A 23,891-nucleotide genomic window follows, 5' to 3' on the forward strand; every position below is an offset into this window, starting at 1 on the left:
CTAACGGATAGCATAGCGGCCAATGGTGTGAAGGATTTTATAGCCGGCTTTTGCTGAACCGATAAGCGTCCCGGAGATCTTTGACTGACCGATACGCCTGCGATAGCGAGCCGGTACCTCTAGGATCACAGAGTTCATGCGAGCAGCCTTGATCTGCATCTCAACCGTCCAGCCCCACGTCCTGTCCTCCATTGCCATTTCTGTGAGTAGCGCCCAGGTGATAGCGCGCAGCGGACCAAGATCCGTGTATAGCGTGCCCCACCTCAATCGAATGAGAGTTGTGGCGAGCCAGTTACCAAAGATCTGTTGCGGTGTAAGGGCGCCACGCTCTCGTTCGCCAAGGACACGAGAGCCGATACACATCTCGGCAGAGCCGTTACAGACCGACAACACTATCACACGTGCATCATCCGGGTGGTCGCTGCGATCCGCGTCGCAGAACAGCACTACATCCGGTGGGTCATCCGAAAGAAGGGCGATACCACGAAGACAGGCGGCACCATAGCCCCGTTGTGGTTCACGGATAACAATAGCCCCTTTTGAAGAAGCGATCGCTGCTGTTGCGTCTGTGGATCCATTATCGACCACGATGATGCGGTCGAACTCTTGCGGCATTTCATCAAGGACGTAGCCTATTGACGATTCCTCATTGAGGGCCGGAATGATCACGGCAACCGAATGGCCGTTGATCATACGTCAAAGAGGGAAGTAGCGTGCGTTGTAATGCTCTAGCTCCGCACGTTTCCAATTGCGCTTTCGAGCACGCTTATCGAGTACGTCGCGTGCGTCGTCCATTGAGATCTTCATCTCGGCGGCAAAGGACGTGGCATCTATATGACCTTCTCTGGCAATGAGGGAGGTGATCACTTCTTCCATGCGTTTGTTCATGCGAGAGCGCATCCAAAGTCCTGTTTTTAGAGCGGCCAACGTAAGGGTTGTCATGATCAGACAGAGGATCATATTCCCAGTGGCGGCTTCGTCGTTCTCGCCTACCTCGGCACCGATCCACATGACCAGTCCGAAAATGGCGAACATCATGAGGAGTCCGGAAAGCATCAAGATCAGGCGGTGCATCATAGGACGCCAAAATACTGCCTATTTTCGAGCCCCTGACCACCCGGAGAATAACGTGGACGCGAAAATCGAACAGTTGAGAGAACTCAAGAAGCAGGCACTCCTTGGCGGAGGGCAGGCACGCATCGACGCACAGCATGCCAAGGGCAAGCTCACAGCACGAGAACGTCTCGACGTGCTTGTGGATGAAGGGTCGTTCAGGGAGTTGGACATGCTTGCCCGACACCGCTCCACAAAGTTTGGGCTGGAGAAACTCCGTCCACTCGGAGACGGTGTTGTTACCGGCGTCTGTACGATCCACGACCGCACCGTCTGCGTCTTCTCGCAGGACTTCACTACCTATGGCGGCTCACTCGGCGAAGTACACGCAGAAAAGATCTGCAAGCTCATGGACTTCGCAATGAAGATCGGTGCACCTGTTATCGGAATCAACGATTCCGGTGGTGCTCGTATTCAAGAGGGCGTTGTTTCTCTGGGTGGATATGCCGATATCTTTCTGCGCAACACCATGGCGAGTGGTGTGATCCCGCAGATCAGCGTCATCCTTGGTCCGTGTGCCGGTGGTGCTGTGTATTCTCCCGCACTCACAGACTTCGTCTTCATGGCCAAGGGATCGTCATACATGTTCGTGACGGGTCCGGACGTCGTCAAGACCGTTACACACGAAGAGGTGACGCACGAAGAACTCGGCGGCGCCGATACCCATGCCTCGCGCAGTGGAGTTGCCCACTTTGCATTCGATAACGAGATCGAGACACTTCTGGCTGTCCGAAAGCTCATGACCTACGTTCCCTTGAGCAATCGTGAGAAGCCCCCTGTGAAACCTACCAACGATCCATCCGATCGTTCGTGTGAGAAACTTCGCAGGATCATTCCGGCAAATCCGAATCAGCCGTATGACATGAAGGATGTGATCCGCGATGTTGTGGATGAAGAGGATTTCTTTGAAGTGCATGCAGACTTTGCAACCAACATCATCGTTGGTTTTGCAACACTGGACGGTATGCCGGTTGGTATCGTTGCCAATCAACCGGCATCGCTTGCCGGAGTACTCGATATCAACAGCAGTGTGAAGGGGGCTCGTTTCGTTCGATTCTGTGATGCATTCAGTATTCCGCTCATTGTCTTCGAAGACGTACCCGGATTCCTTCCCGGAACAGATCAAGAGTGGCGCGGCATCATCCGTCACGGGGCTAAGCTCCTTTATGCCTTCTGTGAGGCAACGGTACCCAAGCTTACCGTGATCACGCGCAAGGCCTATGGCGGAGCCTATGACGTGATGAATTCGAAGCACATACGCGGTGATTACAACGTTGCCTGGCCATCAGCAGAGATCGCGGTGATGGGTGCAAAGGGGGCTGTAGAGATCCTCTACCGAAAGGATATCGATAAGGCCGAGAACAAGGAGCAGCGCATGCAAGAGCTCCAAGATCAATACAACGAAGAGTTCGCCAATCCATACGAAGCAGCAGAACGCGGCTACGTGGATGACGTGATCGAGCCACATCAGACACGTTCGGAACTCATCAAGGCGCTTCGCACGCTCCGCACCAAGGTGGAGACCAATCCGTGGAAGAAACACGGGAATATCCCTTTGTGAACAGCGAACAGCGAACAGCGAACAGCGAATAGTGAATAGCGAATATTGAATAGCGAATAGCGAACAGCGAATGAGTTTGTAGCCCACGACGAAGTCGTGGGATGGAGAATAGCGAATAGCGAATAGTGAATAGCGAATAGCGAATAGCGAATATTCTGTGTGATTATGTACGTAGGTGCGGGAAGTATCTAGGGAGAGGGTGGAACATAGGAAACGGAGTTGGTGTCATAGCGCCCGGTAGTCATAACAGGGGGGCAAGGGTGACATCGGTTCCTTGCCTGTGCAAATTTTGTGAATTCGCGTTTGTCAGCTGGTGAAGCACTGTTGCTCACTGGTTCGACGTGTCACTGTCCGTGGCACTTGTTGTTGCTTTTCGACCACATTGTAAAGTCTCATGCTATGAAACACTCCTACGTGTTACACAGGCGAGCCGCCTATTTGATTGCGTGCTTCGTTCTGTTCTTAACTGCATCAACGAATGCTCAAGTGGCGCCAGAGCTTGGCACTGCCAAGGCGTATGGTGCATTCAGCGGGGCTGGTGCCATTGAAAGCACAGGCCTCACTGTTGTTGTAGGAAACATCGGTACCAACGTCGGTGAATTCATAGGATTCCCACCTGGCATCTATACGGGCGAAAAGCACGTTGCAGACGCCGCAGCACTTGCCGCGAAGAATGACCTAACTACTGGGTACAACCTCCTGAATGACGCAATTCATTCTATCATCTTTGATGAAGCACTGAATGCAACAGTGGGAAATGGGCAAGTACTGTATTCAAAGACATACGGACGTGAGGATCTCACTACCATCAGTGGTAATCTCACCTTCGATGCAGAGGGAGATCCTGACGCGATCTTCGTTGTGAAGATCAGGGCGGCATTGAACGTTTCTGCCTTCACTCATATCCGTCTTGCCAATGGCGCTAAGGCGCTGAACATCTACTGGGCCGTCGATGGCGCAGTGAGTGTGTTGGATAGTTCGGTCTTTCTCGGAACAGTGATCGCCAATGGAGCGATCCACTTCTACGGCGGCTCAACGCTTGAAGGTAGTGCGCTCGCAGTTGTTGGGGCCATCACTCTCGCGGGTAACTCTGTTTCGGGACCGAATGGCTTTGGCCCGCCGGATTCGCTCATAGTGTTGACTCCGGAGTTCGGCGACACACTACAAGGTGGTCAGAATAACTATCAGATCACATGGCGCGGTAACGGTATCGGGGTAAGCAAGACGTTCGCACTTTCACTCGATAGCGGACTCACATGGACCAACATCGACACTGTATCCACTACCGGCTTCACAACAGGCTGGGACATACCAGACACATCGTCCAGCAAGGCCATCATTCGTCTCACAGACACGAACGGACTTGTGGGGTACAGCGGAGTCTTCACTATACTGCCCACTCCCGAGATCATCATTCTCACACCAACACTGAATCAAGTGCTGGTGGGGGGCACACTGAACTATCAGATCACATGGTCTGGTACCGGAATCGCCGAACTCAAGGTCTTCGAATATTCCCTGGATAGCGGAGCTACCTGGATCTTGATCGGTGGAATGGCCACAAACGGCTTTGCTTATGCGTGGAATGTGCCCGATACATCGTCAACAACGGCGATGGTCCGCATCACCGATGCGAACAGTCTTCGTGCTGTGAGCAAGGTCTTCTCCATCACACGCACGCCGATCCCCGGTGTTATCACCGTTGTTCGTCCGGCACGTGGAGAAGTGATCTTGGGTGGTACCATGAACTATCGCATCTCATGGATCGGTACCAACATCGCCTCGCGTAAGAAGATCGAGATATCGCTTGACAGTGGTGCAACGTGGACACTTGTTTCCGAGATAACAGACAACTCACTCTCGATTTCATGGGACGTTCCGGACACAAACACCACGCGGGCGTTTGTCCGTGTGAAAGACGGAAATGGTATCGTTGGCGTGAGCGGCAAGTTCACCATCATCTCCTCCGCACCGGCGCCTGGTAGCATCGTTATCTGGCATCCAATGGCAGGTGAGGAGATCATGGGAGGATATGTGAACTTCCCGATCGCTTTCACGGCCATCAATGCTTCTGCTCGCAAGACGTTCGAGTATTCACTCGACGGCGGAGCAACGTGGGTGGTGATCGGTGAAGCAGACACGTATGGTCAGTTTTATTCATGGCCAATGGTTCCTAATGTAGAGACCAACCTTGCACTCATACGTATCACTGATGCAGCTGGTATCGTAGGCGTGAGCGGGCTCTTTACGATCACGAAGATGCCGGATGATGGAATCATCGATGCCCTTACCCTCACGGGTCTTGACGGAAACGGTAACATCGACAACAGCGGCGTTGTTGGGATCAACTGGACGTTTACAGGAGAAATCGGCACTTCAGTGAATGTTGAAGTATCACTTGACTACACAGCAACATGGATGCACGTTGCAACGGTGCCAACTACGTCGGCTCCATATGCTTCGTGGGTCACGCCTTCAAGTGGATTCTTTAATCCTGTCTTCATTAGAGTAACAAGTACGAAGGGAATGACGCGTGCGTCAGTTCCATTCTCAATCGGTATTGTAACAGCAGTTGAGACTGATCTCTCGGAGCTTGGCTACGCAATCTCGAGCTATCCGAACCCCACCGGAAGTCAGACGACGTTCAGAGTAAACATTCCTCAAGCAGGATTTGCCACTCTCTCGATCTTCGATCAACGTGGTACAAATGTTGGCATAGTAACCTCTCAGTACTTTGCTGAAGGTGCCTATGACATTCCGTATGGCACGAATGAACTCTCTTCGGGCATATATACGTACGTCCTGACCGTGAATGGCGATCGACTGGCCAACAGACTGGTTGTCACGAAATAGACGCACAGAAGAACATCACTTTGGGCGGTTGGTGCAGTTGTGCATCAACCGCCTTTTGTTGTTTCTAGGGAGTTCCGAGGACGATCACGCAGGCGCGTCCATATGTAGGATGTGTGCCGAGGGCTATCCCAACGAGAGTATAGGTTGGGTTGAGTAGGTTCTCGCGGTGACCGCGGCTAGGTGTTCCTTCGTCTACGAGGAACGAGGCAATGATCAGTTCAGGCGTCATATGGCCGTAGGTGATGGCTTCACCAAGAGAGCCCACAGTGCCATACTTTTTCACGCGTACAAGCGGGTCTGACCCATCGTGGGCGATATGTCCGATAGTGCCGTACTGCGTGATGTCCTTGGCCATATCCTGTGCGGCAGAATACAAAGCCCCTTGAACATTCAATGGGGTTAATGGACGTTGCTTCTTCAGGATCGCCTTGATCTCTTTGACCGCAACATCAAGTGCCTTTGGGTCCTTTGTGAATGATCGCACGTGCGTGCGATATCGGTCGATGGCCGGAATAAAGGACGTGGGATCGTTGCGGACAGCGTTGAGCACGATCAGGATCTGGTTCGCAATACTATCCTGTTGTTTCTGCTTTTCTGATACTTGTGCAATGCTGAGATGGCAGCTTGCTGCGAGGATGACGAGGGTCGAAAGGAGTTTCTTCACGTCGTCAAGTTAAGAACGGTCAGCGTAGATATGCGACATGAGCAGTGCACCACCGGCAAGACCAAGATCTTTCAGGATGTTCGTCATGAACATCTGCTTCATCAGATCGTCAGGTGCGTTCAATAGGCCAGGTACATGCATCGTTGTTACGAAGATCACCAGCTGCAGTGCCAGGAGCTGCCCAACCACGCGTGTGTATCTGCCTGTGAGGATGGATGCAACGGCACAAAGTTCCGTGACTCCAGTAAGGTAGACCCACAGGATCCCGCCGGGAAGCCACGATGGAACGATAGTCGCCAACTGATCGGCACTGGTAAAGTGCATCAAACCAAGGGCGAGAAACGGAATTGAAAAGAGTATCCTGCCAAGCAGGAGCGTTGGGATGTTCATGTATGCTTCAAGCAGTGGTGATTACTCGATCGCCGACGTCACCTTGTCACAGAGATCGGCCAACAGGCCGGCTTCTTGTACTGTGAGTCCTTTTGAAAGCTGTTCTTCCAGTGCATCGATCTCTGGCTGGATCGATACGAGAAGATCCAGTCCCTTTTGTGTGATCACGGATAGTGAGAGGCGAAGGTCTTGCTCACTTTTGCTTCGTTCCACCAGATCAAGCTTCTCGAGTCGATCAATGAGGCGGGTTACATCAGGAGCAACGTGGATCATCCGAGTGATGATCTCACAGCGCGGATGTCCATCCGGGTACACACCGCGAAGTATACGCAGGACGTTGTACTGAGCCGACGTAATGCCATGACGTTCGCACGTTTCGTCCATGCCACGGTTGAGCCTGTCGGCACAAACCATCACAGCCAACATGGCCTCTTGGTATGGAGACGAGAACCGTTCCTGCTTCAGCCGTTGTTTTAACGCTTCACCCATGCCGTAAACTTACACAAAAAATTAGTGTGTTGCAACACGTAGCGCAATAACAATAACAATGACCAATGACTAATTACTAATGACTAATGACGTTGTAAACAATGATAAGTCGTTAGTAATTGGTCATTAGTAATTAGTAATTGGTCATTAGTAATTAGTAATTGGTCATTAGTAATTAGTAATTGGTCATTAGTAATTAGTCATATGTCATTATTGCTGAGGAGCTTAGAGTCTGCTACTCTCAGCGCCGTTATGATCTCATCGAGGTCGCCATCGACCACACCCTGAAGGGGGTGATTCTTGTTATCGCCCTCAAGTCGGTGATCGGTAACACGGTTCTGGGGCCAGTTATACGTGCGAATCTTCTCTGAACGGTCTCCTGAGCGCACCATGCCCTTGCGGGCTCCGGCAATGGCGGACTGCTGCTTCTCGAGTTCAAGCTCGTACAGGCGCGCGCGAAGCACCTTCATGGCCTTGTCTTTGTTCTTGAGTTGGGAGCGTTCGTCCTGACACTGCACAACGATGCCGGTGGGGTTGTGGACGATGCGAACGGCTGTTTCTACCTTGTTCACATTCTGACCGCCCTTACCGCCCGACCGAAAGATGTCGATCCGCAGGTCGGTGTCATTGATCTGGACGTCTACCTCTTCTGCTTCCGGCAGGACAGCAACGGTGGCAGCAGAAGTATGGATGCGACCCTGAGACTCTGTGTCCGGTACACGTTGAACCCGGTGGACGCCACTTTCATACTTCAGCACTCCGTAGGCTTCGTCTCCATGGACCTCGAACGTGAGTTCCTTATAGCCCCCTCGCTCACTTTCCGTCATATCGATCGTTTCGATTGTCCAACCGCGTGCTTCGCAATACCGTTGATACATCCGGAAAAGGTCGCCCACGAACATTGCGGCTTCATCCCCCCCGGTACCGGCGCGGAGTTCCATGATGCAGTCTTTGAAGTCATTCGGATCACGTGGGATGAGCATCACATTGAGCTTCGACTCAAGCTCAGCACGGCGTTCTTCCAGTTCTCGTGTGTCCTCATAGGCCATGTCTCGCATGTCCTGGTCGGTGGCCGGATCATCGATCAATGCACGATTCGCACGGATCTGTTCAAGCAGCGTGATGTATTGTCTGCCGGCAACCACAACTGGAACCAAGCCCTTATGCTCGCGTGATGCCTCACGTAAACGATTGGGATTATTGACAACTGCTGGGTCGTTGAGAGACTGTTCGACTTCGGCGAACCGGTCGATGAGGGCTTTGAGGCTTTCTTCCACAAGACAAAAATATCGCAACTTGCCGTTCGTTCAGGGACAAACGTCCCAATGAGACCCTATGCGAGCAATTTCTTTTCTGCTGTTCACCACCCTCTTACTGGCCGGATGTGCCAGTGAAGACCCGAATATCGTTGATCCGCCCCCTGGGAGCCGGCGCATCGTTGTTCGGCTTTTCAACATGATCCCCGACGGAGCAACCCGAAAATTGATCCTCGAGCAGGGGTATCAGAGCACAGAGGTGGGTCAGTTCCGGTTCAGCGACTCTGTTCGGTCGCCCGGTGATTCCAGTTTCGTAGAGATCGTTAAAGCCGGTGCCACTGAGTTCCGAACGCCACAACGCGTGAGGTTCATTCAGAATGCGGTCTACGATGTGTTTACAATCTCCAAGATCGGTCAACCGACAGTATTCGATTCGGTTCTGATCGTGAACGCCAACAATGCACTCACAACGTTACCAGTTGCACAAGTGCGGGTTGTGAATCTTATCGCCGATACCAACCGGACGTTCGACGTTCGAGTTGGGTGCCCGAATGGAACGCCACTCACGGCAACTCCGGTGCCGTTCAAGCTTGCCTCGCTGTATTCTGAAGTCTATCCCGGACTCGCAGTCTTCTCGATCTCAGAAACAAAGAACGGCGTTGTGAATGTCATCGGAACGTATCAATGTATTCTTGGTGAGCGCAAGGCCTACAGCATCATCATTTACCGCGATGCTACATCAACAGATGCCTACTTCCTCTTCATTGAAGAGAACGACCTCACATCAAATGCCGAGCGAGCATTCATTCCGGTAGAGACGCGCACAGCTGATATCCGCGTTCTCAACCTTTCTACATCAAATGTTGATGTGAGTCTTACAAACACTGGACAATCGCTCGTTAAGGGGCTAGGCACATCGTCCATCAGCTCCATCACCACGGCGCCCACATGTGAAGGAGAGCGAGCCGATGTCTTTGCAGCAACCTATTCTGACGGGCGGTCTGCCACAGACAGCACGTCGATGACGGTCCGGGGTAAATACACCGTCATCGCTGTTGATTCAGGCGGCTCCGGACAGATCGTCATTGCACCAACCATTCAGCGTCCGTTCGGCGCTATCGGTAAGTCCGTGATCCGAGTTGTGAACGCCTCTGCACGATCACGATCGATCGTTGTCTCGCTCGGCGCACGTAGTGATGCTCTCGCACCGAATGGTATCGCTGCCGGGTCAACGATCGCCCGGGATATCGTGTTTGACAGTCTTTCTGCTCCAACGGCCGTTGAACCCGGACTTCTTCCGCTCACGGTAACGACATCATCAACACCTACGAACATCATCGACGTAACGCGAGCAACGGTTGCGCCGGACAAGAACTATGATCTGGTGATCTATGATGACGGATCGCGGATCCGCACCATGCTGGTTGAGGAGGAAGAATCGAGTTCTACGATGCAACCCCTGCCTGATGGTGCGTTCGGGCGTTTCATTAATGGCTCCAATCGGCAGGTTTCGATACCGATCCAGATCGGTCTCGTTCTGCCATCGGGTTCGGTCTATTATGGGAACGCACTCGCAACAACATTCCCGGTAGGTATAGTCCCATACAATATCAATGGTGTTCCGGGGAGCTTCACAACTGATGCCAGTATGAGATCGTTATTGATCTATGCCAATGGCAACGGAACACCCAACGTTATTGATGTTACCACTCCGCCCCTTACCCCCGTATATGGTCAAACAAGTAGACGTGTTGTGAATGCAACAGAGGATGTGCGAATGATATCGGTTTGTATCGACTCGATACCGAAGATCAGCGGCGATGGAGATCACCTTGCCAGGGATGTTTCGTATGGCATGGCCTCGGCGGCTTCTGTCACGAATCTAGACCGTCGCGGCACATACTATGTATACGATGCAGAGACACGTACCCAGCTTTACACACTTCCGGTTCAATTAGCACCGCTCGGCAACAACTATACGTTCGTTGTTGTGGGGCGACAGGATGGCGGATACGAAGTGATCGTATCACAAGAGTTCTAGCCCCTCGAGCTGTGGTATATTTGACATTCCATGCAGATTCCAATCGCCCGTACCATAGTCGTCCGCTCTTTCGCTGTCCTAGGGATTCTCCTTTGGTCGGCAGCATCCTTGTTTGCTCAAAATGAGATCACCGTTCCCCAGAACACCGAGATCGCTGTAGGTCAGCGCCTCACTGTTGCCGTTATCGGTACGCTCGATGTAGGGGGCTCGATAGAGGTTACCTTCCGCTACGATCCATCGGTGATGCGCATCGTTGGTGCAAACGGGGGTGATGGGTATGGGCTACGGTGTTTCCCTCTCGATGTTCTTGAGAATTCGGTTGAGTCTGCGAGTTCGGCAGTATTCACCGTTCTCTGTCCATTCAGTGTATCGATTGCCAATGACACTCTCGTGACATTGGAGATCGAAGGGGTGGGCGGAGAGGATACCGTTGGGTTCCTCCGTACAGATCGAGTGGTCGCAAATGGCCTGGAACTCACAAATGTTGCCTTCAATACAGGCACGGTGATCCGAACCGGCGGAGTTACCGCCCGACAAGTCGTCAAAGAGGGGATCACGGGGAACTATCCTAATCCCTTTTCATCACGCACACGAATCGTCTATGTGATGGACGCAGACGGGCCGGTGAAATTCATTGTGAGGAATGCTCAGGGCAGACTTGTGCAAGAGCTTGCAACGATGGACGCACTCGCCGGCGAGAACTACCTTGACTACGAACAGATAGCCTGGCAGGTGGCCGGCGGGGTCTATATCCTCCAAATGACAACCGATGCAGGCACGTACTATCATATGATGACGGTGATGAAATGAGATCCGTCATCCTTGTTCTGATGCTGATGCTGGGATGCCTTGCACTTCCGGCGCGTGAAGCGGACTATATCACCAAGAATTCCGAAGGACGAGAGTTCTGGCTCTGCTTCATGAAAAACTTCCGTGAAGCGGGCCAACGAGATCCGCAAAATCGACAGGAAGCTCTGCGTTTACAGCTCTTCCTTACGAGCAGCTTTGATGCCACGGTCCGTATTGAGATCGAAGAGATTCAATATGACAACACGATTACGATCAAGGCGAATACGGTTGTGAATGTGCAGATCCCGGCGCGTGCGCAAGTAAGGGCTGTAGAAACAGGTGAGCGCCTGGCTGTGCACGTTACCGCAGATACCTCGATCAGTGTCTACGGTTTGAATAGCCGATTCCAAACAACAGACACCTTCCTCGGACTCCCGGTAAGCGTGCTGGGTACGGAATACCGTGCCGTTGGATATACGAAGCTTGCCTCAGACCTTCTCTCTGCGGTCTCCATTGTGGCAACCGAAGACGAAACCGAGGTAACGATCGTACCAACAGTGGCAACGTCAACCGGACGTCCTGCCGGACGCCCCTTCACCGCTCGATTGCGAAAGGGAGACGTTTACACCATTGGTGCTCGATGGGAATCCATCGGTGCGTGCGATCTCACAGGAACATCGATCACCTCAAATAAGAAGATCGCCGTATTCAGCGGTCATAATTGTGCCTACGTTCCGCCCAAAGTCGAAGCATGTAACCACCTTGTTGAACAGCTTCCGCCGGTTTCTGCCTGGGGCAAACACTACTATTTGGGCATGCTGAAGGAACGTTCCAAATACACCTACCGAGTGATCGCATCTCAGGATCAGACAAAGGTCTTTGAGGACTCAAAGCTTGTTGCTGTGATGAAGGCAGGTGAGTTCTATGAGAATCTCAACCTCACAAGACACGTGCAGGTAACGGCAGACAAACCGGTTCTTGTTGCCCAGTTTGCGCAAGGCTTTAAGAATGGAGACAGCGTTGGGGATCCGATGATGATCCTCGTGAGCCCAACGCAACAGTTCCTTCAGAACTATCGGATCGCCACTCCGATCAGTGGAGATTGGCACCACTATATCAATGTGGTTGCACCAACGGGATCGATCGATCAGATCAGGCTCAATGGCCGCCGCATCGACTCGATGTTGTTCGTTGTCCTCGGAGAGAGTCGCTACTCCATCGCACAAGTGCCAATTCCGTTCGGCTCACATGTTATCAAAAGCGATACGCCATTCGGCCTCTACTCCTACGGGTTCGGTTTCCGAGCGGATGCCTACGACGCCTACGGGAATATGGCCGGACAATCATTCTTTGAATTGAACAAACTGGTGGACTCGCTTGCACCACAGGCCGATGGAAAGCGCGTTCGAGATGACTACATCATTACCATTCGTGATGACCGTCCGATGGACAAGGGTATCAAGAGCGTGAAGGTGCTTGTTGCTACCGGACTTGATGCACAGATCCCAAAGATCGAAGAGGGGGCTCCTCAGGTTGCCATCCGTATCAAGCAATCCGTTGGCGGTCAGGCAGGACGTGTAGTGCTCCGCACACAGGATGTTGCCGGAAATACCAGTGACTTTACGATCTGTTATGTCTTTGACAGTAGGAGCGAACGGTATACCTTCATCATCAGTGAAGGCACAGATGCCATTTGCGCGTCAGAAGGTGCATGGATGGTGGGAGCATACATTTCAGCGGGCACTACATTCCACGAAGTGAACGCATCATTTGCATCTGTTCCATCTGCACAAGTTCCGTTCAATACCCAGTCACAAGGAACAAGCTGGGGCGGTGGACTTCTCCTTGCGCGCCGCATGACGCAGGACATCGTTCTGTCCGGTCGCCTGGCTATGACGTCGCTTGGTGGAACGTTGCTCTCACCGGACAGTACGATCACAACGGTTTTTGATTCATCGTCGAGGTCCTTTGTACCGTATCAAGAAGGGACCACCTTGTCAGTGAGTGCCCCCTACCTCCATCTTGGTGCCGGTGTTGAGTGGTTCCCGCACAGATATTTCTACTTGACAACGGGGCTCCAGCTCACGATGCCGATGGGGTCGAGCGTTACAGTACAACGTGCGATCCTTCGACCAAGCAATTGGCAGTTTGCACAAGGCTCAACGCCGCAGACCATAGCACCGGAGTCCCTCGAAGAACTCAATGCCATTCAGCTTGGGATCTTTGGTGGCGTAGGGATCTCCTATCCCGTCACCTTCCGCATCTCCGTCTTTGGCGAGGCCATGTTCACAACGTGGTTGGGAGATGTGGCTACACCTGGTCCATGGACCATTCAGCGGTTCGGCTTGAATTTTGGTGCCAGATATCGCTGGTAGTGCTGCGCACTCCAACAGCGTAATTTGTAGTTGATGCCAAGCCCCTTCCCATGGATCGCCGTTGTTGCGAAAGATCTGCGTAGCGAGATCCGGACCCGTTATGGTCTGACCGCTGTTGCGCTGTTTGTGGTGACCGCGGTGTCTCTTGTTGCGTTTGCAAGCGCAGACGAGCCAATGCCGAGACCTATCGCTGCAGGTGTCCTCTGGGTCGTGATGTTCTTTACATCCATGACCGGGCTCGGAAGAGGTTTTGTGAGCGAGGAAGAACGGGGCACATCGTTGTATCTCCGTCTCAGTGCCCGACCAATGTCTGTGTTCTGGGGTAAACTTCTTGGAAACGTGATCCTAGCTACGGGGTCTAACATCGCAGTGGTGATCCTGTTCCTGTCTCTAATGACGTCTGTGCATGTTGGTTCACCGTGGGCTCTGTTGCTGGTGACACTTGTTGGCAGTATCGGTCTTGCAACAGTGGTAACGATCACATCGGCCATCGTGGCAAAGGCAGGGACTCGAAATGCCCTGCTACCGATCCTCTCCTTCCCTGTGTTGCTTCCATTGGTGATGCCCGGGATCGGTGCAACACTCTCGGCAATGGCCGGACTCTCCGTGGCTGATCTCATGCCGGACCTTCTGCTCATGATGAGCCATACCGGTATCGTTGTGGTTGTTTCCGCATTGGTGTTTGAGGTCATCTGGTGCGACTGATCGGACCGATCTTGGTTGCCTCTGTCTTGCTACTTGCCAATTGTGCATCTCCGCAACCGCCTCTTCGTAGGTTTACCACATCGATACCGCAGCGATCGCCCCTTACCATTGCTGTGATCGGAGATCAGCAGCGTACGAGCGAGATGGAAGTATGGAGGGAGCAGAACACGATCCATGCAGATCTTATCCGCGAAGTCGTGCAGTCGAGACCAGATGCATTGATCCTCTTGGGAGACCAAGTATTCACCGGCTCATCGTCAGAGGATTGGCGGTTCTTTGACCGGATAATGGTGCCCGTGCTGAAGGCAAGGATCCCAACCTTCCCCATCTTCGGCAATCATGAATACATTGGTGTGGATGAGGTTGCATATTCAAACATGGCTTCGCGGTTCCGTATCACACGTTCAACGTGGTATTCGATGATCATGGACTCGATAGGGTTCGTGATGCTTAACACCAACTTCGATGAGTTCAGTAGAGATACGGCTGTCAAACAACTTCGGTGGTTCAAGACACATATGCGGCAGCTCACGGAGAATCCTGCCGTGCGTTGTATCGTTGTGTGCGGACATCATCCACCTTTTACGAATTCCGCCATCGTTCCTGATGAACATATCCTGCAGCAGTACTTCGTGCCGCTCTTTGAGCGCTCCCCCAAGTCGCGATTGTGGTTGAGCGGGCACTCTCATGCATACGAACACTTCCGTCACCGCACTGTTCACTACGTTGTATCGGGAGGGGGCGGCGGACCACGCCACCTTCTTTATCTCGAGAAGAATCTCCGTCGCCATGATGATCTGTATCCTGGTCCAATGATACGTCCGTTCCACTTCCTCACGATCCAACGGGATCAGAGTGAGCTGTGTGTAACGATGACGCCACTCTCTGGACAAGAATCTCCCCAAGAGTCCTTCATGATCGGACCGCTAGTGGATGCGGAACGATGAAGATCCTTCTCACGATCCTCCTTTCTCTCCTCTTCACAGGTATCTGTACAGCCATGCCGGATACGGCTGGGATCCCGGCTTCGAAAGAACTCGAGCCTACAGAGGACGAGCGTCACTATGTTTTCTCATCGAGATCTGTTGAGACAACCAGGTTCAATGGCTCAATTGGTGCATCATTGACCATTCTCCCTCAGCCCCTTACCGAATATCCTGCTCCCGCCCCCATGGTCGACATACGGTGGAGACTTGCATTCCCGATCGGATTGGAAGGGTATGGCAGACTTGGGTCGAATATCGCAACGTCCATCATAAAAGGCGGACTGTTGTATGCCGCAGATGTTGGCCCGGCAACTCTTGGTGTTGGGTACTCCATATCGTACATCTATGGCAACCTCACCTTCATCGATGGATTCAATACGTCACAACATCGATGGTTGAATCAACCAATGGTGTGTACTTCAATGCAGTTCGATAAGGTGACGCTTTCTGCAAGGGTTGAGCTGGAGTTTCTCACCTCTCTCGAACAGCGAATTGAAGACCAGGTTGTTGCTTCCAATGCCAATGAGTTCACCGGTGCTTCATTGACGATCGTTCTTGAGCAACCGTTCTGGCATCGAACACACGTGTTGCTTGGAGTAACGTTCTCGAGTTCCACAAGTCCGTATCAAGCGTGGTTCTTATACAATACGTTTGAAGACCGACTCTTCTCAACGGAGTTCTTTGTGGGGTTCATCCTATGAAACACCTCTTGGTCTTTATTGCAACCATAGTTGTTGCCGGATGTGTTAGTCAACTTGATCCTGTTCAATTCCCGATCATCGACTACTCTGCCGAATTGGCCGGTGCAACTCCACTCGACGGGAATAGACGGTTGATCCTCACCGGCGTCTATGCTGTTGAAGATGGAAAGGGTCGTCTCGGAGACTCTGTTGCCGTGAGATTTGATGGACTTCGGTTTACGATCTATGCTGCACGAAACGTAACATTCGTTGCAGGCGCCGGTGGAGCCCGTGGCGATTCAGCGGTCTTTATATCAACATGGCGAGCTGTTACCGGTCCAGATGCAGGAAGACTGGACCTGGTGGTCCCGGCCGCAGAAGGGGGAAAGGAACTCGTTGATGGAAAGGGTAATGGAAAGGGGCTGATCCTGACCGGTGTATTGCAGCTTGGGGCTGGTAGAGAGACAATCCGACTGCGTAAGCTTGGTCAGATAAAGACCAGACTTCGGAAGTTTCAGATCATTGCCCATCGTGGCGGTGGACGGAACTCTGAACGTCTCGGCAGGTCGGAGAATAGCATTCCGATGATGATGCTCGCCAGTGCTCTCGGAGCAACTGCCATTGAGATCGATGTGCACATGACCAAGGAACGCATCCCGATCGTCTTTCATGATCCAACATTCACGGCCAGAACGGTTCCTAGCCCTTACGTGATCGGAGCTGTTGAGAACTATACGTTATTACAGATGCGTCTCGCGGCAAGACTGGTTAACGGCGAGTCCATTCCCACACTTCGAGAAGCGTTGAAGGCTGTTATCGATAGCACTACGTTATCCCTCGTATGGCTTGATAATAAGGCACCTCAAGTTGTAGACTCGGTGATCATCATTCAGCAAGAAATGCTAGCCTATGCCAAATCCAAGGGGAATGACATCCGGATCCTCTTCGGCATCCCGGATGACGAGATCTTTCAACAGTACAACAGAAGCCCCTTCAAAGGAACAGTGCCGGTACTTTGTGAACTTGATGTACAGAAGGTTCGAGAGGTAGATGCAGAAGTATGGGCGCCTCGGTTTACAGCCGGCACTCAGGATGAATTGGTGAAGGAGATGCAAAATGAAGGCCGTGAAGTCTACGTTTGGACTCTAGATGATGATGACTTCATTATCCGATTCCTCAAGGCCGATGTCTTTGATGGCATTCTCACGAATTATCCAACCCTGCTGGCTGCATTGTTCTATACAAGGCAGGTTCAGCCATGAGGTGTCACCTCCTAGCACTATTCATGCTGCTCTGTTCGGTATCCATGAGTGCACAGTCCGACAGTGTCTTCGCAGTGGAACTTGTTGTCACGGCATCCATTCAAGCCACGCAGTATGAAGAACTTCCCACTATTCAGAGCTTGGATAAGCGATTCACTGGATCGGCGTTTCTAGGTAAGGTTATCTGGCGACCGAATCATCTCTTGGGGGTTGGCCTGCAATCCGGCTACATTACATTCTCCAACGAGCAGCTATCAATACCGGGCAACCCAAGCATTCCAACGGTAGATGTGCTATTGACAGCAGTGCCAGTACACCTGGTCCTCTCGATGAATCCGGGCGATTTCGATTTTGGTGTTGGGATAGGGGGCTATGTGTTACAATCACGCTGGCGCTTGGACGAATCACCACGCGTGAACAGCACTGATGTAGAATATGGGATCAATTCATGGATTGGATACGAGTTTACTGTCGCCGAGAGATTCACGATAGGACCCGAGATCTCACTTCATGTTCTAAGCAATCGAGGTGTGGCTTCGCTCGCTGCCGGCGTTCGCATTCGATATGATGTGATCCGTTACTGAGCTGACGCAACCGCATCGTGGGCGATCATCCGCGAAGCGATGGTCCCGCTGCTCATTACGCCGGGAAGGCCTGCACCAGGGTGAGTTCCGGCTCCGACAAAATAGAGCGATTCGATATCCTCACTCTTGTTGTGCGGACGCCACCAAGCGCTTTGCGTGAGGATCGGCTCAACGGAGAATGCACTTCCAAGATGAGAATTCAGTGTATCGCGGAAGTGTACTGGATCAATGATATGCTCAGTTACGATATGCTTCTGCAGATCCGGCATGTACCGCTTCTCAAGCTCATTCATGATGCGGTCGCGATAGATCTTCTTCATCGTTGTCCAATCCGTGCCCGATTCCAGATGTGGAACGGGTGAGAGTACATACCATGAATCACAACCGGGAGGAGCGAGTGAGGGATCAGTAGCCGTTGGCCGATGCAGGTAGAGAGAGAAATCATCGGAGAGAATTTTCTTTGTAAAGATGTCTTCTACAAGATCCTTATAGCGTGGACCCATTAGGATCTCGTGATGCGCCATGTTCGGATACTGTTTGTTGGTACCGAAGTAGATCACAAAAAGTGACATCGAGTATCGCATCGACGTGATCCGTTTGTCGGTGTTGTGCTTCCGATACTGTTCAGGAATGAGTGTAAGGTAGGATCGTGCAACATCACCGTTGCATACTACCACGTCGGCCGTGAGTGTTTCACCATTTGCCAATTGAACACCTTGGGCTCGAGGTCTCTCGGATCCGTTCTGAGTGAGAAGGATCTGAGCAACCTCTGATCGGTATCGGATGGTCCCACCAATATCCATGAAGAGCTTCACCATTGCTTTCACGAGAGCGCCCGTGCCACCCATTGCAAACCACACGCCCCATTCCTGCTCGAGTTTGTGGATGAGTGCATAGATACTTGTGGTCTGGAATGGATTTCCACCCACAAGGAGGGGGTGGAACGAGAACACCTGACGAAGTCGAGGGTCTCTGATGTATCGGTTGACGAATCCTGCCACGCTGCGGTCCGAGCGGAGTCGGATGAGATCCGGCAGAACCTTGAGCATATCCGTGAAGTGTGTGAACGGTTGATCGATGAGATCGAATCCCGTCTTGAAGATGGCCTCAGTTTTATCGTAGAACCGCTGATACCCGGCCACGTCGCGCGGCTCGAATCTCTTTATCTGCTCAAGCACTTCCTCGCGCTTACCGTTGTAGCGGAAGATCGTGCCGTCTTGGAATCTGACGTTGCAGAACGGGTCGATCGGCACAAGGTTTACGTAGTCCTCTGTGCGCTTGCCACAAAGCGTAAACAGGTCGTGGATCAGCCATGGTGCTGTAATGATCGTTGGGCCTCCATCAAAGACAAAGCCCTCCTGCTCGTACACATAGGCCCGTCCGCCGGGTTTGTCGAGCTTCTCAACGATCTCCACCTCAAACCCTTTGGCTTGCAGACGGATAGCAGCTGTAAGCCCACCAAAACCACTTCCAACAACGATGACCTTCACAATGCTCCTACGGAATGAACAACGGCATGGAACAAACATACGTTTGGCGCACGGCGTTCCTTGTTTCCTGACAAATGCGTGAAAAACGATTCATTGGGTACTGAGAGAAGTGTTCCTGAGTTTTGCAGTGTGTTAGGAATGTCTCTCACATATCGTGGTGCTCTCACTCAGCCGCTTCAGCGTGATGCGGCAACGAGGGATGGGCGTCGGTCGAAGTCGACACATACAGTTGTGCCGGACGGCAGACTCTATGCACTAGACCTGGCGAGATTCCTTGCAATGCTCTTCATGATGCAAGGGCACGTCCTTGACACACTTGTCTCGCCGGCTGTGATCGACATAACACAAGCCCCTTGGAATATTTGGCATTGGATACGTGGACTCACCGCACCAGTGTTTCTTATGGTGTCTGGTGCCGTGCATGTATTTGCAACAAAGCGCGACGCTCATGGTCGTGTTCGCGAGGATGTGATGGGGAAACGCATCCGATGGGCGATCACGATCATGGGTCTCGGCTATCTGATGTTCTTCCCTGCCAATCGCATATGGGATCTGCCGTTTCTTACGGCCTCAAGTTGGAAAGCCTTCCTTGCTGTGAATATCCTTCAGCTCACGGGCGTGACGTTGCTTGTATTTGTTCTAACGATGGGCAGTACACGTTCCATTGCCGAAATGGGAAAGAGGGGGCTCTTCACCGCACTTGGCATTCTAGCGGCAACACCGTTAATGAAACTCCCGCTCATTGAAAGCAATGTGCCGAGCTGGCTGGCTCCATACATCAGTGCTGCACAAGGCTCGTTGTTTCCATTCTTCCCGTTCGGCTCCTACCTTTTCTTCGGTGTTGTTTTGGGGGCCTACTTGCACAGTGTTCCCAAGGAACATCGAGACGATCAGCTAAAGCGTGTTGGTATACGTGTAGGTGCGGTGATCGCTACGTTGGCACTCATTCTCCATCATGTGTTGCTTGCCAATGGTGTGGCAGAGAACATTCTTGAGTCATCGGAAAGTGTACTGCTTGTCGTGCGCAGACTCGGGATCGTCATGATGATCTTCAGCGGAAGTGTTGTTGTGCTGCAACACACGTATAGGCTCCGCAATTGGTACGTGCTCTTTGGAACACGATCACTCTATATCTACGTGATCCATCTTGTTCTGCTTTTCGGCACACCATGGTGGGACGGTATTGGTCGTACGTCCTTCCGCTCATTTGGTCTCGCCGGTGGCCTCGTGATGATGGTCTCTATCATGGTGAGCACGCTCATCCTTGCATGGGCTATCGATGCATACGAGCGCTCTCACATCCGAAGTGAGATCAAGGCAACCCTACGCTACAGCAGCCTCGCCCTCCTCGCCTACCTCCTTCTCGTCTAGCACACTAGGAAAGGTACTCAGTTACATTAGCACATTAGCACACTAGCACATTAGCTAGAGTCCTCGCTTGAGCTTGCTTCCCAGCTTCTCCGTTAGCAAGGCGCGTGCATCCGGTGCAAGAAGACCAAGGCCGATCACGCTCTGGCGGAACGTAAAGGCTTTGTCGAGCGGGAAGGACCGGCCTTCGAGAACCCACGCAAGGAAGATACCGTCGCTTATGCCGGCTTCGAGATCTGCGAATGCACGTGCATCCACGTCTGTGAACCAGCCTGCGTCCACGAGCTCGCGTGTAAGCTTGATGCCAAGGTCGCGCAAAAAGGTCCGTGTGCGTGTTATGCGTTCCAGGAACGCAGGATTGTCAGTGCGGAGTGCATGAGCCCAAAACTCCAGTAAGAGTGGTGCTTGCTCGGCACGTGATGCGTAGAATTCAACCGCACTGTCGCGTATAGCGTCCACCTTGCTCATAGCATCCGGAGATGCTTCAACGCGCTGGAGGATCAGGCTTTCATAATCACTCATCCACAGATCGTACACCGCAAGGAAGAGCTGTTCCTTTGCACGGAAGTATTCGTAGATGGTACCCTTGCCGATATCTGCCTCAGTGGCGATGTCCTGCATCTTTGTTTCGTGATATCCCGTGCGGGCAAAGACATCGGCTGCGTGACGGACGATATCGGAACGTTTGGCGGCTTTATCGACGATAGCGGGCATGGGGGTCTTTGGGTTTTAAGGGCGAGAGAGCGATCGTTCTACGTTTGTAGCAAAAGCGTCGAGATGGTCCTTAGAACCCTTGCCCCACGTGTGAAGACGGACAATTCCCTTGGCGTCGAGATAGAGGACATTGGGGAGTCCGGACTGCATCATGTAATACTCGCAAACATCACCCTCCCAGTCCATGAGAATGCTGTTCGTGAATGCCTCCTTGAACTTGTCTCGCACAAGCCCCTTGATAAAGCCGGGAACAGAGGAGACATCGGCGATGGCAACAAACTGCACGCGATCCTTGAATCGTTCATACAGCGGCTTCGTCCAATTGTTCGTGTAGTCACTCCCACTTCTGTCGCTTAGGACCATCACTGTATGTTTTCCCTTCCAGTGTTTTTCCCAAGCCCATTCTTGTTCAAATTGGTCCGGCAGAACGAACTCCAACGCGGTCTTTCCGATCGCCTTATCATCACCCGCACCAACCACCACCACGGATATCATCAACACCAGTAGGGTCGAGGCCATGCCTCGACCTACTGAGGCCACACCTCGACCTAACGAGGCCATCAAGTCTCCCACCATCACATCGTGACCTTTTTTGCGTCCTTGAGAAACGCCTCGAGACCGGCATCGGTGAGCGGGTGTTTCATCGATTGCATGAGCACCTTGTATGGAACGGTTGCGATGTGAGCACCGGCCTTGGCGCATTCGAGCATATGGATCGGTGTTCTGATCGAAGCTGCGATGATAAGCGATTCAAATCCCTGCGTTTCCCAGATCTCGCAGGTGTCGTGGACAGCCTGCATGGAGTCTGTTCCGATGTCGTCCAACCGACCCAGGAAGAGACTCACATACGTTGCGCCGGCATTGGCTGCGATCAGCGCCTGATTGGCAGTGAAGAGCAAGGTCACATTCGTTGGGATGTCCTGATCGGCAAGCTTGCGAACAGCGGCAAGTCCGGCAGGGATGAACGGGATCTTGATCGTTGCTTCAGGGAACCACGAAAGGATCTCGTCTGCCTCACGGAGCATGCCGTCAGTATCGGTGCTGATGACCTCAACGCTGGTGTGTCCGCCAACACTCTTGTGAATGTCGAGCAGCAGTTCACGCATGTTCGTGTTCGGATCTTCTTTCGCTAGGAGCGACGGATTCGTCGTTACTCCGCTGATGAAGCCGAGGGATGCGGCGTGCTGGATCTCTTTAAGATTTGCGCTGTCTACGTACAGTTGCATTGTTGTGCTCCAAATGGATGAGTACAAAGATACCAGCCAGCAGTTTAGTCCTTGCCGTAGAGCTTGATCGCAGGAATCTCCGGAAGCATCTGATGATAGAACATCGTGTGGAGAGATGCTTCAAGGCCTTCTTCGACCTCGGACGACCAACGGAAGAGAACCTTGCCCTCGCGTGGCATACGATCCGATGTAGATGGCACAACCTCACTTACATGACGTTCCAACAAACGTTGATCGGCAAACTCGGTTACGGTCCGATCTACGTCCAACGCTTCGGCATCGACGCGGACCACCCATACTGCGATGGGTAACGGCGACTCCACGAGGTCGAACCACTCCTCTCCCAGATCCATGGCAGGGGGCTGAGTGTTGCCAACAGCATCGATCACACAGTCGCCGATACTTTTCGAAGGGGCTTCAGAGAGCACCACGTCGAACTTCTCAGCCATCACCATACGTCCGGCGAGCGCTGGGAATGATCCCGGCTCTGACGATGAGTATGTAGCAAGCCCCTTACCCCCATCCGGAAACCAGATCCCATAGGCGTTGGTGTAGTCTTCGAGGGCAACACACGGGCCGGGGATGAGGCGGTAGTCCACCTTGCCTACACCACGTCCATAACCGAGTGGACTGGTCAGTGCCATATCTACACTGTTGGCCAGAAGCATCTTTCCGCATTCATCAAGAGATCCGGTGCGGACCTCCCAGCCGAGCTGGGCGCAGACCTCGCGGACATTGGTGAGGATCGGTTCGGCGAGTGCAAGGGTAGGGATGGCAATATTCATGACTGGGTTTCTCGATAACGGTGAACGGCGGAGGAAAGCAGTACTCCTGCGGCAACTGCAACATTAAGAGAGTGTTTGGTACCGTACATCGGTATCTCGACGGCCCCATGGCAGGCCGCCAACACTTCGTCGGGGACACCGGTAAGCTCATTGCCAAAGACCAGCGCCAGTGGAAAGTGCTCAGGTCCCAGATCTTCCGGCTTGAGCGATCCGTGAGCGATCTCAGCAGCATAAACCCTGTAGCCGGTGCTTTTGAGCTGATCGATCGCCTCATGAACGTTTTTATAGACAATGAACGGAACCACTGAATCTGCGCCAAGAGCGGTTTTTGAGATCTCTGATCGAGGAGGGGCCGGAGTAAAACCACACAGGAGAAGGCGCTCTATGCCAAAGGCATCGGCTGTGCGGAAGATCGATCCAACGTTGTAAAGGCTGCGAACATCGAGCAAGACCGCTACGATCGGGTGTTTTGTGGCCGCGGAGGCCTCCTCGGGGGTTAGCCGGACCTCGGTGAGTTGTTCGTAGGTGAGTTTCTGCACGTCGCGAATATCGTACTTTGG

The 23,891-nt window shown here is 52.6% G+C and carries 23 protein-coding genes; 11 read left to right on the plus strand and 12 right to left on the minus strand.

Features of this window, described 5'->3' with window-relative positions; all coding sequences use genetic code 11:
* Positions 1–693: a glycosyltransferase gene (locus IPI29_12485; GenBank protein MBK7413361.1), complete on the minus strand. Its 693-nt coding sequence runs from the start codon at positions 691–693 to the stop codon at positions 1–3.
* A 3-nt stretch (positions 694–696) separates the two neighbouring features.
* Positions 697–1,077: a hypothetical protein gene (locus IPI29_12490; protein MBK7413362.1), complete on the minus strand. Its 381-nt coding sequence runs from the start codon at positions 1,075–1,077 to the stop codon at positions 697–699.
* 52 nt (positions 1,078–1,129) lie between these two features.
* Between IPI29_12490 and IPI29_12495 the strand changes: the two genes are divergently transcribed.
* Both IPI29_12495 and IPI29_12500 read left to right on the plus strand, forming a co-directional pair.
* Positions 1,130–2,674, plus strand: coding sequence for an acyl-CoA carboxylase subunit beta (locus IPI29_12495; GenBank protein MBK7413363.1), 1,545 nt, complete (start codon positions 1,130–1,132; stop codon positions 2,672–2,674).
* Between the two features lie 399 nt (positions 2,675–3,073).
* Entirely contained in the window at positions 3,074–5,527 is a 2,454-nt protein-coding gene (locus IPI29_12500; GenBank protein MBK7413364.1) for a DUF3494 domain-containing protein, read from the plus strand.
* A gap of 64 nt (positions 5,528–5,591) precedes the next feature.
* Here IPI29_12500 and IPI29_12505 read toward each other — a convergent pair whose 3' ends face one another.
* The 4 genes from IPI29_12505 to prfA all read right to left on the minus strand — a co-directional run bounded on the left by IPI29_12505 (position 5,592) and on the right by prfA (position 8,347).
* The gene (locus IPI29_12505; GenBank protein ID MBK7413365.1) at positions 5,592–6,191 is read right to left on the minus strand and encodes a CAP domain-containing protein; all 600 of its coding nucleotides are present in this window, start codon (positions 6,189–6,191) and stop codon (positions 5,592–5,594) included.
* A 9-nt stretch (positions 6,192–6,200) separates the two neighbouring features.
* Positions 6,201–6,581 (minus strand): DoxX family membrane protein, encoded by a 381-nt coding sequence (locus IPI29_12510; protein ID MBK7413366.1) that lies wholly within the window; start codon positions 6,579–6,581, stop codon positions 6,201–6,203.
* Between the two features lie 21 nt (positions 6,582–6,602).
* Positions 6,603–7,070 carry a MarR family transcriptional regulator gene (locus tag IPI29_12515; GenBank protein ID MBK7413367.1) on the minus strand — a complete coding sequence of 156 codons (468 nt, stop codon included), beginning with the start codon at positions 7,068–7,070 and terminating at the stop codon, positions 6,603–6,605.
* A gap of 200 nt (positions 7,071–7,270) precedes the next feature.
* Positions 7,271–8,347 (minus strand): peptide chain release factor 1, encoded by a 1,077-nt coding sequence (prfA, locus tag IPI29_12520; protein MBK7413368.1) that lies wholly within the window; start codon positions 8,345–8,347, stop codon positions 7,271–7,273.
* Positions 8,348–8,405: 58 nt separating this feature from the next.
* Here prfA and IPI29_12525 point away from each other — a divergent pair, with 58 nt between their 5' ends.
* The 8 genes from IPI29_12525 to IPI29_12560 are packed head-to-tail and all read left to right on the plus strand — an operon-like array spanning position 8,406 to position 17,748.
* Entirely contained in the window at positions 8,406–10,367 is a 1,962-nt protein-coding gene (locus tag IPI29_12525) for a DUF4397 domain-containing protein (protein MBK7413369.1), read from the plus strand.
* A 30-nt stretch (positions 10,368–10,397) separates the two neighbouring features.
* Positions 10,398–11,177 (plus strand): T9SS type A sorting domain-containing protein, encoded by a 780-nt coding sequence (locus IPI29_12530; protein MBK7413370.1) that lies wholly within the window; start codon positions 10,398–10,400, stop codon positions 11,175–11,177.
* Positions 11,174–13,531, plus strand: a complete 2,358-nt coding sequence (locus tag IPI29_12535) for an IgGFc-binding protein (GenBank protein MBK7413371.1) — start codon at positions 11,174–11,176, stop codon at positions 13,529–13,531. The genes IPI29_12530 and IPI29_12535 overlap by 4 nt, the downstream gene beginning before the upstream one ends.
* A gap of 33 nt (positions 13,532–13,564) precedes the next feature.
* Positions 13,565–14,236 (plus strand): heme exporter protein CcmB, encoded by a 672-nt coding sequence (locus IPI29_12540; protein ID MBK7413372.1) that lies wholly within the window; start codon positions 13,565–13,567, stop codon positions 14,234–14,236.
* Positions 14,227–15,183 carry a metallophosphoesterase gene (locus tag IPI29_12545; protein MBK7413373.1) on the plus strand — a complete coding sequence of 319 codons (957 nt, stop codon included), beginning with the start codon at positions 14,227–14,229 and terminating at the stop codon, positions 15,181–15,183. Before IPI29_12540 ends, IPI29_12545 begins: the two co-directional genes overlap by 10 nt.
* Positions 15,180–15,923, plus strand: coding sequence for a hypothetical protein (locus IPI29_12550; GenBank protein MBK7413374.1), 744 nt, complete (start codon positions 15,180–15,182; stop codon positions 15,921–15,923). The genes IPI29_12545 and IPI29_12550 overlap by 4 nt, the downstream gene beginning before the upstream one ends.
* On the plus strand, positions 15,920–17,164 hold the full coding sequence (locus tag IPI29_12555; protein ID MBK7413375.1) for a hypothetical protein: 1,245 nt from the start codon (positions 15,920–15,922) through the stop codon (positions 17,162–17,164). The genes IPI29_12550 and IPI29_12555 overlap by 4 nt, the downstream gene beginning before the upstream one ends.
* A 44-nt stretch (positions 17,165–17,208) precedes the next feature.
* Positions 17,209–17,748, plus strand: coding sequence for a hypothetical protein (locus IPI29_12560; GenBank protein MBK7413376.1), 540 nt, complete (start codon positions 17,209–17,211; stop codon positions 17,746–17,748).
* On the opposite strand, the gene IPI29_12565 is transcribed toward IPI29_12560, so the two are convergent.
* Entirely contained in the window at positions 17,742–19,238 is a 1,497-nt protein-coding gene (locus IPI29_12565; protein MBK7413377.1) for a phytoene desaturase, read from the minus strand. The genes IPI29_12560 and IPI29_12565 overlap by 7 nt on opposite strands.
* A gap of 78 nt (positions 19,239–19,316) precedes the next feature.
* On the opposite strand from IPI29_12565, the gene IPI29_12570 reads away from it, so the two are divergent.
* Entirely contained in the window at positions 19,317–20,609 is a 1,293-nt protein-coding gene (locus IPI29_12570; GenBank protein ID MBK7413378.1) for an acyltransferase, read from the plus strand.
* 54 nt (positions 20,610–20,663) lie between these two features.
* Here IPI29_12570 and IPI29_12575 read toward each other — a convergent pair whose 3' ends face one another.
* From IPI29_12575 to IPI29_12595, 5 genes are read right to left on the minus strand one after another with little or no spacing between them, the layout of a single operon-like run.
* The gene (locus IPI29_12575; GenBank protein MBK7413379.1) at positions 20,664–21,320 is read right to left on the minus strand and encodes a TetR/AcrR family transcriptional regulator; all 657 of its coding nucleotides are present in this window, start codon (positions 21,318–21,320) and stop codon (positions 20,664–20,666) included.
* Between the two features lie 15 nt (positions 21,321–21,335).
* Positions 21,336–21,839: a hypothetical protein gene (locus tag IPI29_12580; protein ID MBK7413380.1), complete on the minus strand. Its 504-nt coding sequence runs from the start codon at positions 21,837–21,839 to the stop codon at positions 21,336–21,338.
* 56 nt (positions 21,840–21,895) lie between these two features.
* Positions 21,896–22,546 (minus strand): fructose-6-phosphate aldolase, encoded by a 651-nt coding sequence (locus IPI29_12585; protein ID MBK7413381.1) that lies wholly within the window; start codon positions 22,544–22,546, stop codon positions 21,896–21,898.
* 44 nt (positions 22,547–22,590) lie between these two features.
* Positions 22,591–23,331: a hypothetical protein gene (locus IPI29_12590; protein ID MBK7413382.1), complete on the minus strand. Its 741-nt coding sequence runs from the start codon at positions 23,329–23,331 to the stop codon at positions 22,591–22,593.
* On the minus strand, positions 23,328–23,870 hold the full coding sequence (locus IPI29_12595; GenBank protein ID MBK7413383.1) for a TrmH family RNA methyltransferase: 543 nt from the start codon (positions 23,868–23,870) through the stop codon (positions 23,328–23,330). Before IPI29_12595 ends, IPI29_12590 begins: the two co-directional genes overlap by 4 nt.
* Between the last annotated feature and the right edge of the window lie 21 nt (positions 23,871–23,891).

Source organism: Ignavibacteria bacterium, from assembly GCA_016707005.1.
Classification (GTDB): Bacteria; Bacteroidota; Ignavibacteria; order Kapaibacteriales; family Kapaibacteriaceae; genus UBA10438.

Coding starts and splice junctions, on each gene's coding strand:
- IPI29_12485 (MBK7413361.1), bottom strand. CDS start 693: ATGATCAACGGCCATTCGGTTGCCGTGATCATTCCGGCCCTCAATGAG.
- IPI29_12490 (MBK7413362.1), bottom strand. CDS start 1,077: ATGATGCACCGCCTGATCTTGATGCTTTCCGGACTCCTCATGATGTTC.
- IPI29_12500 (MBK7413364.1), top strand. CDS start 3,074: ATGAAACACTCCTACGTGTTACACAGGCGAGCCGCCTATTTGATTGCG.
- IPI29_12510 (MBK7413366.1), bottom strand. CDS start 6,581: ATGAACATCCCAACGCTCCTGCTTGGCAGGATACTCTTTTCAATTCCG.
- IPI29_12515 (MBK7413367.1), bottom strand. CDS start 7,070: ATGGGTGAAGCGTTAAAACAACGGCTGAAGCAGGAACGGTTCTCGTCT.
- IPI29_12525 (MBK7413369.1), top strand. CDS start 8,406: ATGCGAGCAATTTCTTTTCTGCTGTTCACCACCCTCTTACTGGCCGGA.
- IPI29_12530 (MBK7413370.1), top strand. CDS start 10,398: ATGCAGATTCCAATCGCCCGTACCATAGTCGTCCGCTCTTTCGCTGTC.
- IPI29_12535 (MBK7413371.1), top strand. CDS start 11,174: ATGAGATCCGTCATCCTTGTTCTGATGCTGATGCTGGGATGCCTTGCA.
- IPI29_12540 (MBK7413372.1), top strand. CDS start 13,565: ATGCCAAGCCCCTTCCCATGGATCGCCGTTGTTGCGAAAGATCTGCGT.
- IPI29_12550 (MBK7413374.1), top strand. CDS start 15,180: ATGAAGATCCTTCTCACGATCCTCCTTTCTCTCCTCTTCACAGGTATC.
- IPI29_12555 (MBK7413375.1), top strand. CDS start 15,920: ATGAAACACCTCTTGGTCTTTATTGCAACCATAGTTGTTGCCGGATGT.
- IPI29_12560 (MBK7413376.1), top strand. CDS start 17,209: ATGAGTGCACAGTCCGACAGTGTCTTCGCAGTGGAACTTGTTGTCACG.
- IPI29_12575 (MBK7413379.1), bottom strand. CDS start 21,320: ATGCCCGCTATCGTCGATAAAGCCGCCAAACGTTCCGATATCGTCCGT.
- IPI29_12580 (MBK7413380.1), bottom strand. CDS start 21,839: ATGGCCTCGACCCTACTGGTGTTGATGATATCCGTGGTGGTGGTTGGT.
- IPI29_12585 (MBK7413381.1), bottom strand. CDS start 22,546: ATGCAACTGTACGTAGACAGCGCAAATCTTAAAGAGATCCAGCACGCC.
- IPI29_12590 (MBK7413382.1), bottom strand. CDS start 23,331: ATGAATATTGCCATCCCTACCCTTGCACTCGCCGAACCGATCCTCACC.